We start from the raw sequence: 12,897 nt of genomic DNA on the forward strand, positions 1-12,897 counted from the left end.
CTGTCCTGCGGTTGCGTCCGGCCCGGATGCCGGCGGTTTCGTCGGGCCCCGACGGGGCCGTTCACACGCGACACTCCACGGCGGAATCGCCGCGCAGGTCCAGCGGTAATTTTCGCGGGCGTCATCCCGCGGCCAGCATCTGGCCGGAAACGATGACCCGCTGGATCTCGCTCGACCCCTCGTAGATCCGCATGATGCGGAGATCGCGGACGATGCGTTCGACCGGGAAATCGCGTGTATAGCCGTAGCCACCATGAAGTTGCAGCGCGGTGTCCGCGATGCGCCCGGCGGCTTCGGACGCGGCGAGCTTGGCCATCGCCGCGGCCAGCGAGAACCGCGCGCCGCTTTCCTCCGCCGCCTGCCGTTGCCGCGCGGCATCCTGCGCCAACAGAAGCGCCTGGCGGTAGGCCACGCCCATGTCCGCGATCATCCAGCGCACGCCCTGCCGTTCGGTCAGGGGTTGCCCGCCGATGACGCGCCCCTTCGCGTATTCCATGGCGGCCGACATGGCGGCATCGGCCATGCCCAGACATTGCGCCGCCACCTCGATCCGGCCATTGTCGAGAACCTTCATGGCGGTGCGGAACCCGTGCCCCTCCTCCCCCAGAAGCGCGTCCGGGGGCAGGTCGCAATCGAGGTTCAGGGTGAAGACATGCCCGCCCTTCAGGCCCATCGTCCGCTCGGGGGGGCCGGCCTCGAACCCCGGCGTGTCCTTCGGCACGATGAAGGCCGAGATGCCGCGATGCCCCTGCTCGGGGTCCGTCACCGCGAAGACGACGACGAAATCCGCGACCCCTCCGTTGGAAATGAAACACTTCGATCCCGTCAGGCGCCATCCTTGCGCGGTCCGCCGGGCCCGCGTCCGCATGTCCGCCGGGTCCGACCCGGCCGCGGGTTCGGTCAGGGCGAAGGCCCCGAGCGCCGCGCCGCTCGCCGCCTGTGGCAGCCAGTGGTCCCTTTGCGCTTCGGTTCCGCCGATCAGGATGGAATCGGTCGCCAGATAATGCGCCGTCAGCGCCGATGCGGTCGAACCGCAGGCGCCGGCGACGATGGACACCGCGCGCAGAAGCGCCGGTGCGGACAGGCCGCCGCCATCGTGCTCCTCGGGCAGGTTCGCCCCCAGCATTCCCGCTTGGCCCAGCAGCGCAAGCTGCGTGTGGACGAAGGCGGACGTCTCGTCCGTCTCGGCCGCATGCGGCGCGATCCGTTCCGCGCAGAGACGTGTGAGCATGTCGCAGAACGCGCGCTCCTCGGGGGCGAGCATGTGCCAGTCGTCCTGCATCAAGGCCGCTCCAGTCCCAAGGCGGCGAGAATCGCCGCGACATCCTTGCCCAGATCGGGCGCCCCCGTGGCCGCCACCGGTTTCCGACCGTCGAACCGCACCGGCTGGCCGACCACGGGAACATGGCCAAGCACCGGATGCGGCAGGTCTTCCACCAGACCGCGCGCGACGGCATGCGGGCTCTGCGCCGCCTCCGCGATCGTCCAGATCGGCGCGGCGGGCAGCCCCTCCGCCGACAGGCCCGCAATGGCCGCATCCGTCGTATGCTGCTGCGACCACCGCCCGATCAGCTCGCGAAGGGCAGGCTCGTTCCCGGTCCGCAACTCGTCGGTGGCGAAGCGAGGATCTTCGGCCGCTTCGGGGGCGCCGATCAGGCCCGCCAGCCGCGTGAACTGCCTTCCGTTCAGCACCGCGATGACGACCTGCCCGTCGCGCGTCGGAAAACACCCGAAGGGGGTGGAGAGCGGATGGCGGTTGCCGACCCTCTCGGGCAGCTTGCCGGCATAGAGATGCAGGGCGTGGCTTGTCGTCAGCATCGAGAAGAGCGCGTCGAACATCGCCACATCCAGGGTCGCGCCCTCTCCCGTCCGGTCGCGCTGCACCAGGGCGGCGGCGATCGACCAGCTTGCGAACAGCCCGGCGATCAGATCGGCCACGCTCTCGCCCACCTTCATCGGTGCGCCGCCCTCCTCGCCGGTGGCGGCCATGAGGCCCGACATGGCCTGCACGACCAGATCGTAGGCCGGCAGATCGCGGTAGGGGCCATCCTGGCCGAAGCCGGAAATCGAGCAGTAGATCAGCGCGGGGTTCGCGGCGCGGAGCGTCTCGGCGCCCAGACCCAGACGCCCGGCCACGCCGGGGCGGAAGTTTTCGACCACCACGTCGACGCTCGCCGCAAGCTTCAGCGCGACATCGAGATCGGCGGGGTCCTTGAGGTCCAGCGTCAGGCTTTTCTTGCCGCGGTTGTTCAGCAGGAAAAGCGCGCTCTCGCCCTCCCGGAAGGGGCCGACATGCCGGTAGTCGTCGCCGGCCGGCGGCTCCAGCTTGATGACGTCCGCGCCCAGATCCGCGAGAAGCGCCGTGCAGTAGGGCCCGGCCAGAACGCGGGTCAGATCGAGAACCCGGATGCCGGCGAGAGGTTTGCTCATGCCCGGCCCTGCGACCCAGCCGCCGCCGGGCGGGCCGATGACGCATGTCGTCCGGTCGTGGCAGCCTTGCAGATCGACATGACATCCTCCTCCAACGTGAATATGTATGCTCATAATAGCCATGAGTGTCTACAAGAGAATCGAGCCCCCGAAACCCGATCCTCGCCCCCGCCCGGACAGGAGCCTTTGAATCGGGGCGTGCCGCAGCGGACACTTCGCACCGGACCCGCTCGTGTCTGGCCGGACACATCGCGGAACGGCGAGGCATGCACTGGAGCGGTGCGCTGATGGTGGTGTCGGCGGCGATGCTGACGACGCCGGCATGGGCCCAGACGTCGGAGACCTGCGAGGGGTTGCTGGGCTATCCGCCTTCGGGCGGCGCGGTCACCTCGGCGCGCGTGGTCGATGCGGTGCACGACGGCCCCTTTCGGTGCCCTGCCCGCCTATTGCCAGGCGCGGGCGACGGCGCGGGCGCCCCGGTCATGGATCATTCGGGGCCGGTGGGCACGCAGATCGCATGTCTGATCCAAGCCAACACCAGCCCCGACGGCGAGCGCCTGTTGGAGACCGACGACGCGGCCCTGATCGGTGACGCCGTGCTGGCCCAATGCGACGCCGCCGACGGCGAGGAGGACGGCGCGGTGGCCGATCCCGGTGCCTGCGAGGTCGACCTGCGCCGCCGACACGGAAGACGGCTATCTCGACGAGGCGGGACGGCCGCGCTCGCCGCTCGACCGGAAAGCACGCGGACAGCCGACGGAACGCAGCTCTACCCCGCCGGCATCATCCTCGGGTCCGAAGCGTTCCGGCCTGTCTTGCTGACGGGCACCGACAGCGCGGCGCCGCTGCTCGATGCCTTCACCGGGAACGTCCTGGCGCACTTGGCCTGTTCCGACGATCCGGGTGCGGGCCACGACCCGCGCGACTTCGATCTGGCAACCGCCCCGGCCCGGATGGCGGCCGCGGCCACCTACAACGGCGAAGGCCCCGGCAGCTCGGCCTTCCACGCGGCGCGGGACGAAGCCGTGTCGCGGCACATGATCCCGGGCCTCGACCTCTGCGGCATCCAGAGCGGCCCCCCCCGCCTTACGCATGCCGATCTGGACCCGCTGACGGCGATGGAAGCCTGGCTCGACACCGGCACGCCGCCCGAGATGCTGCGGGCACGATAGAGGCATCCCGCCGCCCCCTTCGATCCGCAGGCGGACCCCGCGAGCCCGACGACCTGCAGCTTAGGCGGTCGGTCCTGGACGGAGTGACCAGAACGTCGCGCGGAGGGTGCCACCAAGGAGGCGGGCGGCCGCTTCAGCCCCCGCCCTCGTCGTCGATCCGCGGCAGGAACCACGTCAGCAAACCGGCCAGCGGCAGGAAGGCGCAGATGCGGTAGACGGCCTCGACCCCCTGACTGTCGGCGATGATGCCCAGGAGCGCGGCCGCGACACCGCCCAGGCCGAAGTTCAGCCCGTAGAACAGCCCGCCGATCAACCCGATCCGGCCGGGCAGCAGATCCATCGCGTAGATCAGGATCGAGGCGAAGGCGCTGGCCATGACGAGGTTGATCAGCACCGTCAGGACACCCGTCCAGAAAAGATCCGCATAAGGCAGGATCAGCGTCAGGGGCAGCGGCCCCAGAACCGAGATCCAGATGATCCTGTAGCGACCGATCCGGTCGCCGACGATCCCGCCGATCAGCACGCCCACGGCCGCGGCGAACAGGAAGATGAACAGCATGATCTGCGATTCCGGGATCGACAGGCCGAAACGCTCGATCAGGTAGAAGGTGTAGAAGGAGCGGAAGCTCTCGCCATAGGCATTCTTCGTGAACATCAGGAAGGTCAGGACCACGAGCCCCGTGGCGATGGTCAGCGGGGCGTGGCGCGGCGCGACGTGGCCTGTTTTGCTGCGCGCCCGCATCGTCGAGAACGCGGCGCTGATCCTGCCCTGCTGGCCGCCGACCCAGACCAGCAACACCATGGCCAGAAGCGCCGCGACCGCGAACCAGGCAAGGCTCTGCTGGCCCAGCGGCACGATGATCAGCGCCGCCAGCACCGGCCCCAGGGCGCCTCCCGCCTGGCCGCCGACCTGAAAGATGCCCTGCGCCAGACCCTGCCGCCCGCCCGCCGCATAGCGTGCGGATCGTGTCGCTTCGGGGTGGAAGATGGATGAGCCGATGCCGATCAGGGCCACGGAGACGAGGATGACACCGTAACTTCCCGCGAAGGCGAGGCTGACCAGACCCGCCAGCGTGAACAGCATCCCCGCCACGGGCGAATAGGGCGCGGGGCGCCGGTCCGTGACCAGGCCGACGACCGATTGAAGCAACGCTCCGGCGATCTGGAAGGTCATGGTGATCATGCCGATCTGCACGAAATCCAGCGCATAGGTCCGCTTCAGGATCGGGTAGACCGCCGGAATGAGGGACTGCATCAGGTCGTTGAGCAGGTGCGTGGCCCCCAGGACCATCAGAACGGACAGGTGAAATCCGGTGCGGGCCCTTGTGGTCATGTCGTAGCCTCCGGCGGTCGCGTCTTCATGGCGCCGATAAGACCCGAACGCGCCGCGATGTCGAGCGCGGGCGATCGGGCCGCCTTTCGCCATCGCGGTTCAGCCACGACAGGATCGAAGCCGGGTCGTGGGCCGATCGTCCGCGTCTCCTGTCGATGCGGCTCTGGCGAACCTCGCCGCGCGGGCGCCCATGCCGTCCGGTCCCGGCGACGGCCCACCAGCGAACGGCGGACCCTGACTGCCCGACAGGAAACGCAATTTCGTTGCATTGATTTTCGCAAGCCGCTTAACTGACGTTACGGCACGCAATTTTCGGTGATCGATGTCACAACGCCTTCTCGCTTCCGTTGTCTGCCTCATGCTCGCCGCTGCCGCCACGCCCATTCCGGTGTCGGCGCAGCAGACGGCGGCAAGGGGTGCAAACGACGCCGCCTCCTCCGGACAGCAGCCCGCGTTTCCGGACGTGATCGCGCAGCTGGAAGAGGAGATCGGTCTGCTGGAGGCCGATATCGCGGAGAGGACGGCGGCGCAGGAGGCCGCGGCGGGCGATGAGGCAGAAGCGGCCCGCGACGATCTTCTGAAACTGCGGGAGACAAAGGAGGCAGTGACCGCGCTTCTTGTCGAACTGCGGCAGCAGCAAGCCGAAGTGGAGGCCGAGCCGGACGTTGGAAGCGGAACCGACGGCCTGCCCGTTCGGGAAGTCGGGACGACGGATCAAGGGATCGATGCGGCCGCGCTGCGGGCCGAGCGCGACGCGCTCGCCGCCGAGGTCGCGACCTTGCAGGAGGAGCGGCAGGGGTTGCGGGAGGAGGCTGAGACGCTGCGCGCCGAGGCGGAAGCGGATCGTGCCGAGTTCGACCGCGCGCTGGCCGAGGAACGGAGCGAGAGCGCGAAGCGGGCCGAGGACGCGGCCACCGACGTGACCGCGCGGCAAGACGCGGCGACGGCACGTCTCGCCGAGCTGCAGGAGCGGATTGCGACGGCCGAAGCCGCGCTCGCCGGATTGGCCGAGACGGAGGCGGCCCGGCAGGACGCGCTCGAGGCGCTCTCGGCCGACGCAGAGGCGGCGCGCGGTCTTGGCGCCGAGGAAGCCGAGGCACGGCGACGGCTTGAGGAGCGGAACGAGGCGCTCGTCGCGCGCCGGCAGGAGCTTGACGGCGTCACCGCCGAACTGGCCGACGAGCAGGCGCAGGTGGATGCCGCGCGGACGGCCTTGACGGATCTGGAGGCCCGCAGCGCTTCGGCGCAAGCCGAGCTGACCGAAGTTCTGACCGCGGCGGAAACCGCCCGGACCGAGGCGGCCGACGAGCTGGCAGCGATGCGAGCCGCGATGGATGCCGCGCAGGCGGAGCGCGAGGAGGAGGCCGGGCGCCTCGAGACCGCGCGCGACGAGCGTCTCCAGCTCGACCGGCAGATCTCGACGCTGCGCGCGGAAGCGTCCGCGCTCGAAGACAGCGTGGAGACGACCCGTGCGGCGCAGCAGTCGGCGATGGTCGATCTTCAGGCCGCCAAGGAGGCGGCCGACACGCAGGAGGCGTCCGGCCGGGACGCGCTCGACGGTCTTGCGGCGCAGGCCGATGCGCTGACCGGGCAGATCGCCGCGGCCCAGGCCGAGCTGTCCGATCTCGAAAGCCGCCGGTCTGAAATGGCGGCGGAGGTCGCCCGGCTGGAGCAGGACCGCGCCGCGCGCCTCGAGGAGCTGTCCGGGCTTCAGGCGCAGGTCGCGACACCGGAACCGGAACCGGAACCGGAAATCGCCGCCACGCCCGAACCGGAACCCGAACCCGCCACGGATCCCGAACCGGCCGTTGCGTCCGGACCCCGCGATCCCGCGATGGTCGCATTCGCGCTGGACGCCGCGCCCGGCCTGCCGCCACGCGGCTCGGCGGAGATGGATCGGCTGACCGAGGCACTCAATGACGGGGCCTGCCCCACGAACGCGCTGCGCGACACGTTGGGGACGATCAATCGGCAGACGCTCGTCGCGCTGATCAGGGCGCTCGGCCCGTGCTGAGCGTCGAAACCAAAAGAAGGAAACATGCGATGAAGGCACTGAAGTCGGCTCTTTCGGGAGCCTGCGTGGCGGTTCTGGGCCTGGCGGGGTTTGTCACCCCCCTTGCCGCGCAGGGGGTCGAGCGCAACATCCTCACCGGCGGACCGACCGGGACCTACATCCAGTTCGGCCGCGACATCGCCGAGGCCGCGAAGAAGTGCGACATCGACATCAACGTTCGCGAAAGCGCGGGATCGCTGGAGAACTTCCTCGGCGTCCGCCAGCGGCCACAGACCCAGTTCGCCATCGTGCAGTCCGACGTGCTGGAATACCTCAAGACCTTCGCCGCCGGAGATTCGGAGCTTGCCCGCGCGGTCGCCGGCGTGCGGATCGCATTCCCGCTCTACAACGAGGAGGTGCACATCCTGGCGCGCCGCGAGATTGCATCGCTCGAGGACCTTGCCGGACAGCGGGTCTCGATCGGAGTGGCCGACAGCGGCACCTTTCTGACCGCGTCGCTCGTCCTCGATCTCGCGCAGGTGGAGCCGAGCGAGCGGGTGACGGAAAATGCCGACGAGTCGCTGCGCCAGCTGCTGGCCGGTAAAATCGACGCTTTCTTCTATGTCGTCGGCGCCCCGACCAAAATCTTCCAGTCACCGCAGATCGACGAAGAGCGGTTCCACCTGCTCCCGATCACCGATCCGACGCTGCAGACGGTCTACCAGGTCACATCCATCCCCGCCGGGACCTATCCGTTCCAGACCGATCCGGTCGACGTGGTCGCGGTGAAGGCGGTGCTGATGACCTACGAATACAATCCCCGTCGCAATGCCTACCATGCCGAAAGCTGCAAGGCGGTGTCGGACGTGGCACATGTGATCAGCACCCAGTTCCGCGACCTGCAACAGAGCGGTCATCCCAAATGGCAACAGGTCGACCTGACCGATCTGCCGCCGGGATGGGACATCGGAGGCTGCGTGAACACCGGCGTGGACCCGAGCTACGAATTGCGCTGCGACCAGACTGCGGAGACTTCGACCTCCGACGCCGCACCTGCGACAGCCGGGAGCGACGCCAGCCGCGCCTATCGAGACCGGATCTGCGCCGCCATCGGCTGCTGACGCCGGGGCGGGAGGATCGGACGGGTCCGGGGCGCCGGCCATGTTGCGCCCCGGTCAGAAGGGGTCGCTGTCGAACGGGTCCTCCCGCGTCCTGTCTTTCGGCCCGACCGGATGGCCGGGCGTGAGGCACGGTAGCAACAGACGAGGTTGGGAACCGCAGCGCCCCCTCCAGCCGCCCGACAAGCGGCGTCCCGGGCCGCACCGGTCGTCCTGACCCGCGCGACCCCGGACGGGCGGTTCGCGGTGCCGGCCGCACCCCTTCGAGACGGATGCGCGCGTCGGGATAAGGCTCGAAGCCCGAGACGTCGTCGCGCAGCGCCCATATCCCCGTCGGGTGGTAGAGATAGACCAGCGGCGCATTCTCGGCCAGAATGTCGCGCGCGGCGGCGTAGAGGGCCTTGCGCTCCTCCGGGACGGTCGTGGCCCGCGCCTCATCGGGCAGACGGTCGACCTCCGGGTTGGAATAGCGCGCATCGTTGATGCCGCCGTCCGTGGTCACGAACTGATGCAGGTTGGCAGAGGGATCGAGGTAGCCCGACCAGCCGACCTGACTCGCGGTGAAATTGCCCACCGACTGATCCTGAAGCATCGTCGCGAACTCCTTGGCGGCGATCGCCTGCACGACCTGCATGATCTGCATCGGCTCGGTCGTATCGGGCACCTGCACCTCGAGCGTCAAACCGTCGGGATAGCCTGCCTCGGCCAGCAGGGCGCGGGCGGCCTCCACGTCGCGCGCAGGCGCGGGATGATCTTCCGCGAACCATTGCGAGCCCGGCGCGGGCGGCGGCGGGCGAGATCATCACGCCGGGCCGGTTCGCCATCTCGGTCAGCAGCGCCGCGTCGGGCGGGGTCAGGTCGATGCGGCTCTCGTGATCGCCCAGGACTCCGGTGCCCGCGACCGAGGCCAGGTCCGACCTGCGCCGGCTCTCGTCAAGGGTCATCGACCGCTCGATGTTATAGGCCACGGCCTCCGCGTCGAAGGGCGTGCCGTCATGGAACGTCACCCCCTCGCGCAGCTTGAACGTCAGCGCGGTCCCGTCCTCGCTCCAGGACCAGTCCGTGACAAGCTGCGGCACAAGCTCCAGATCGCGGGGGATGTCGATCAGCTTGTCGCAAAGCCAGGTAAACACGATCTCGCCCACGAAGGTGCGCGACTGATCGGGTCCAGCACGTCGGCATCCGATTGCAGCCCGATCCGCAATTCCTGCGCGGATGCGCCGCCGGCGAGGGCGAGCGCGAGGCCGAAGGCCGTGGCGGGATGTCTGAAGGTCCGCATGAAGGTCTCCGGCGGTCGAAAGGGTTTCTGGCGGTGCGGAACCGATCGGGTATTGGTTGTGGCAGCGGCATGTTGGAAACCGGCCGGACGACGTGTCGACACCTCCGTCGACGGTGCGGGAACGGGCGGAACGCCACCCGACGGGCCGCATCGCAAAAGGACGCATATGACGGATCACCACCTTCCCGCCTCGGTCGAGACCTGCGCCTGGGGCTATTTCGACGCGGCCCGCGCACCGGTCCTGACGATCGCCAGCGGCGACCGCGTGACCATGGACACCGTGTCCGGCGCACCCGAAGTGCTGCCGGGGGACGGGTTTCACGTGCCGCCCGAACTGCTCGATATCCACGCGCGCGCCGCGCGGCCGGTGCCGGGCCACATCCTGACCGGTCCCGTCGCGGTCGAGGGCGCGCGCCCCGGCACCGTGCTGGAGGTGGCGATCGAGGACGTGCGCCTGCGGCAGGACTGGGGCTACAATTCGATGCGGCCGCTGGCGGGCACCCTGCCCGAAGCGGTGCCGGAAGCCCGCACCATCACGATCCCGCTCGACGGCGAACGGATGACCGGGCGGCTTCCCTGGGGCCTCGACCTGCCGCTGCGACCGTTCTTCGGCGTCATGGGCGTGGCCCCGCCCGCCGCATGGGGGCTGATCCCCTCGATCCAGCCGCGCCGCCACGGCGGCAACATCGACAACAAGGAACTGGTGTCGGGGACGACGCTCTACCTGCCGGTCTGGACCGAAGGGGGGCTTTTCTCCTGCGGGGACGGGCACGGCGCGCAGGGCGACGGCGAGGTCTGCGTGACCGCCATCGAGACGGCGCTGCAGGGCACGTTCCGGCTGACTGTGCACGAGGACATGACCCTGTCCTATCCGCAGGCCGAGACGCCATCGCACTGGATCACGATGGGCATGGACCCCGACCTGGACCGCTGCGTCGAGATGGCGCTGACGGACATGATCGCCCTGATTCGCACGAAGGCCGGGCTGAGCTGGGCGGATGCCTATACCCTGTGCAGTCTGGCGGGCGATTTGCGGGTCACGCAGACCGTGAACGGCAACAAGGGCATTCACATGATGCTGGAGAAGACCCTGCTGGCTTGACCATTCTGGCGCAATCGACGCCGGCAGTCGGAAAATCCGTGCAGAACGCCTCCGTCGGCTCCACAATGGCGGCGCGGCCGCCCGACGGACGGCCCCGGACAACCGCCAAGGCGAGGATTTCCAGCATGGATCACGATCCCGACGACCTCAGGAGCGAGGAGGCGCGATTGCTGGCGCAACTCGCGAAGGTCCGGCAGGCCATGACCGCGGACGAGGCCGAAAAGGCGGCCGTGGTGGGCGATGCGGTCCTTCGGGAAGCCAAGGCGGACCCCGTCTTCCGGGCAAAGCTGCACGCCGTCCTGGAAAAGCAGGTGAAGCCCCGGCGGCACCGGGAACTGGTGGGCCTGCAGGACGAGGACGGCCTCGATCACAGACGGACCGGCGACTAGGGACAACTCCGGCGCTTTCCATCTCATGCAGAGCCGGGACTTGCCCGACAATCGGATTTCAGCCAGCCTTGCCACAGGTGGTGCAGGTCGCTGATCCGCATGGCCGTTTTCGAGAAATGGGAGGTTTCATCATGTCCAGGTTCCGCATCCGTCTCTTTGCAGGCGCATCCGTTCTCGCGTTCTGCGCCGCCGCCGTCGCCGCGCAGGAAAACGCGCCGGCCACTCCGACCGAGCAGCCCGGGGGGACCGAAGGCGCCACGCCGGAGGGCGTGCCTCACACCGCAACCACCGTCGAGGAGACCGCGGGGCAGGACGCCCCTGTCGACGCGGCCGAGGATGGCCCGGCGCAGCAGGATGCCCGGTCCGCCGATGCGTGGATCGCTTCGGGCCAGGCGGCTTTGCAGGAACGCCTTGAGCGCCAGCCCGTCACCGGCCGGGCGAGGAACGTCATCCTGTTCGTGGCCGACGGCAACAGCATCGGCACCAACTATGCGACGCGGATCTATCAGGGACAGCAGGCCGGCGGCTATGGCGACGAGAACGTCCTGGCCAAGGAACGGATGCCCTATCTGGCCCTTTCCAAGACCTACAACACCAACGCACAGACGCCGGATTCGGCGGGCACCGCCGTCGCGCTCAATTCGGGCGTCAAGACCAAGGCCGGCGTGATCGGCGTGGACGAGACCCTGCGGCGCGGCGAATGCGGCGACGTGGAGAGTGCGCGCATCGACCTGTTCGGCGAGGAGGTCGCCGGCATGGGCAAGTCCGTCGGCATCGTCACGACGGCGCGCCTGACCCATGCCACCCCGGCGGCGGTCTATGCCCATGCGGCCGATCGCGGGATGGAGGACGATGCCGCCCTGCCGGAAGGGTGCGAGGTGCCGGACATCGCGGCGCAGCTTCTCGAGAAGATGAAGGAAGGCGAGGTCGATCTGGCCTTGGGCGGGGGGCGCCGCCACTTCCTGCCCGTCGACGTCGAGGGCGAGGAGAGCGATCCGGGCAAGCGGACCGACGGCCGCAACCTCATCGAGGAAGCGAGGGAGGCGGGAGCCCAATACGCCTGGAACGGCGAGACCTTCGCCGACCTGACGCTGGATCACTCCACCCCGGTCCTCGGCATCTTCGAGAGCAGCCACATGCTCTATGAGCATGACCGGGCGGACGAGCCGTCGCTGGTGGAGATGACCGAAGCCGCCATCGACTATCTGTCCAACAACGAGGACGGCTACTACCTGATGGTCGAAGGGGGCCGGGTCGATCACGCCAACCACGACGGCAACGCGTTCCGCGCCATCACCGACGGCGTGATCTTCGACGAGGCCGTGGCCAAGGCGATGGAGATGACGGCCGACGAGGACACGTTGATCATCGTCACGGCCGATCATGGTCACGGGCTGGAGTTCAACGGCTACTGCGGCCGCGGATCGCCGATCACCGGCCTGTGCCACAGCGTCGACGATGCGGGCGAGGAACACTCGGCCGACCTCGAACTGGGTCTCGACGGCAAGCCCTATACGGCCATCGGCTACATGAACGGTCTGGGTGCCGTCGTCACCGAACAGGCGGACGGCAGCTATTTCGGAACCCGGCCCGTGCTGACGCAGGAGCAGGCGCAGGATCCCGACTACCTGCAGCAGGCGACGCTTCCCCTCTCGTCCGAGACGCATTCCCCGGTCGACGTGGCGATCTACGCAAGCGGGCCTTGGGCGCATCTGTTCGACGGCACCGTCGAGCAGAGCTATGTCTATCACGTGATGAAGCACGCCGTAGAGGCCGAATAAGGCCAGAAAAGGTGCCGGCCCCACGGCCGGCACCTGCCGTCCTGCGCCGGATGACCGGATCGCGTGAGACACGGGGTCAGGGCAGGGCAGGGCCATCTCCGGCTGCGTCCCGGCCGCCGAAGGCACGCCCGGACGGCGACAGGCGCCGTGCCGGAAGCTCCCTTCGTGCCACGACGAGGCCGCAAGACGGGTCCGCATGGGGGCGCCCGTCGGAGCATCGGCCACCCGCACCGGACCGCTCGACCGGGTTCATGCCCCCTCACCCACGCCTCGAAGGACGCGCCGGCATGAGTGTGGACC

The 12,897-nt window shown here is 68.9% G+C and carries 11 protein-coding genes; 6 read left to right on the forward strand and 5 right to left on the reverse strand.

All coding sequences use genetic code 11. The features are described 5' to 3' along the window. Positions 1-121: 121 nt before the first annotated feature. Complete coding sequence (locus JAN5088_RS17105) at positions 122-1,282, reverse strand: acyl-CoA dehydrogenase family protein (RefSeq protein WP_055684058.1); 1,161 nt, start codon at positions 1,280-1,282, stop codon at positions 122-124. Then, entirely contained in the window at positions 1,282-2,430 is a 1,149-nt protein-coding gene (locus JAN5088_RS17110) for a CaiB/BaiF CoA transferase family protein (RefSeq protein WP_055684059.1), read from the reverse strand. Before JAN5088_RS17110 ends, JAN5088_RS17105 begins: the two co-directional genes overlap by 1 nt. Positions 2,431-2,696: 266 nt before the next feature. Here JAN5088_RS17110 and JAN5088_RS17115 point away from each other — a divergent pair, with 266 nt between their 5' ends. Then, positions 2,697-3,602: a tannase/feruloyl esterase family alpha/beta hydrolase gene (locus JAN5088_RS17115; RefSeq protein ID WP_055684060.1), complete on the forward strand. Its 906-nt coding sequence runs from the start codon at positions 2,697-2,699 to the stop codon at positions 3,600-3,602. A gap of 133 nt (positions 3,603-3,735) precedes the next feature. On the opposite strand, the gene JAN5088_RS17120 is transcribed toward JAN5088_RS17115, so the two are convergent. Continuing rightward, positions 3,736-4,935, reverse strand: coding sequence for an MFS transporter (locus tag JAN5088_RS17120; RefSeq protein WP_055684061.1), 1,200 nt, complete (start codon positions 4,933-4,935; stop codon positions 3,736-3,738). A 322-nt stretch (positions 4,936-5,257) separates the two neighbouring features. On the opposite strand from JAN5088_RS17120, the gene JAN5088_RS17125 reads away from it, so the two are divergent. Beyond that, on the forward strand, positions 5,258-6,949 hold the full coding sequence (locus JAN5088_RS17125; RefSeq protein ID WP_055684062.1) for a coiled-coil domain-containing protein: 1,692 nt from the start codon (positions 5,258-5,260) through the stop codon (positions 6,947-6,949). Between the two features lie 29 nt (positions 6,950-6,978). After that, positions 6,979-8,049, forward strand: a complete 1,071-nt coding sequence (locus JAN5088_RS17130; protein WP_055684063.1) for a TAXI family TRAP transporter solute-binding subunit — start codon at positions 6,979-6,981, stop codon at positions 8,047-8,049. A 431-nt stretch (positions 8,050-8,480) separates the two neighbouring features. Here the strand turns inward: JAN5088_RS17130 and JAN5088_RS18450 are convergent, their stop codons facing one another. Next, positions 8,481-9,191: an ABC transporter substrate-binding protein gene (locus JAN5088_RS18450; protein ID WP_074962695.1), complete on the reverse strand. Its 711-nt coding sequence runs from the start codon at positions 9,189-9,191 to the stop codon at positions 8,481-8,483. After that, a complete protein-coding gene (locus tag JAN5088_RS19365; RefSeq protein ID WP_233489838.1) occupies positions 9,152-9,325 on the reverse strand; it encodes a hypothetical protein in 174 nt (57 codons plus the stop codon). The genes JAN5088_RS18450 and JAN5088_RS19365 overlap by 40 nt, the downstream gene beginning before the upstream one ends. Positions 9,326-9,491: 166 nt before the next feature. Here JAN5088_RS19365 and JAN5088_RS17135 point away from each other — a divergent pair, with 166 nt between their 5' ends. The 3 genes from JAN5088_RS17135 to JAN5088_RS17145 all read left to right on the forward strand — a co-directional run bounded on the left by JAN5088_RS17135 (position 9,492) and on the right by JAN5088_RS17145 (position 12,597). Further along, on the forward strand, positions 9,492-10,427 hold the full coding sequence (locus JAN5088_RS17135) for an acetamidase/formamidase family protein (RefSeq protein ID WP_055684064.1): 936 nt from the start codon (positions 9,492-9,494) through the stop codon (positions 10,425-10,427). Positions 10,428-10,552: 125 nt separating this feature from the next. Next, entirely contained in the window at positions 10,553-10,816 is a 264-nt protein-coding gene (locus JAN5088_RS17140) for a hypothetical protein (protein WP_055684065.1), read from the forward strand. A 131-nt stretch (positions 10,817-10,947) separates the two neighbouring features. Further along, on the forward strand, positions 10,948-12,597 hold the full coding sequence (locus JAN5088_RS17145) for an alkaline phosphatase (protein ID WP_082430094.1): 1,650 nt from the start codon (positions 10,948-10,950) through the stop codon (positions 12,595-12,597). Positions 12,598-12,897: the final 300 nt, after the last annotated feature.

Origin of the sequence: Jannaschia rubra, from assembly GCF_001403735.1 — a bacterium.
In the GTDB taxonomy this organism is placed as follows: Bacteria; Pseudomonadota; Alphaproteobacteria; order Rhodobacterales; family Rhodobacteraceae; genus Jannaschia; species Jannaschia rubra.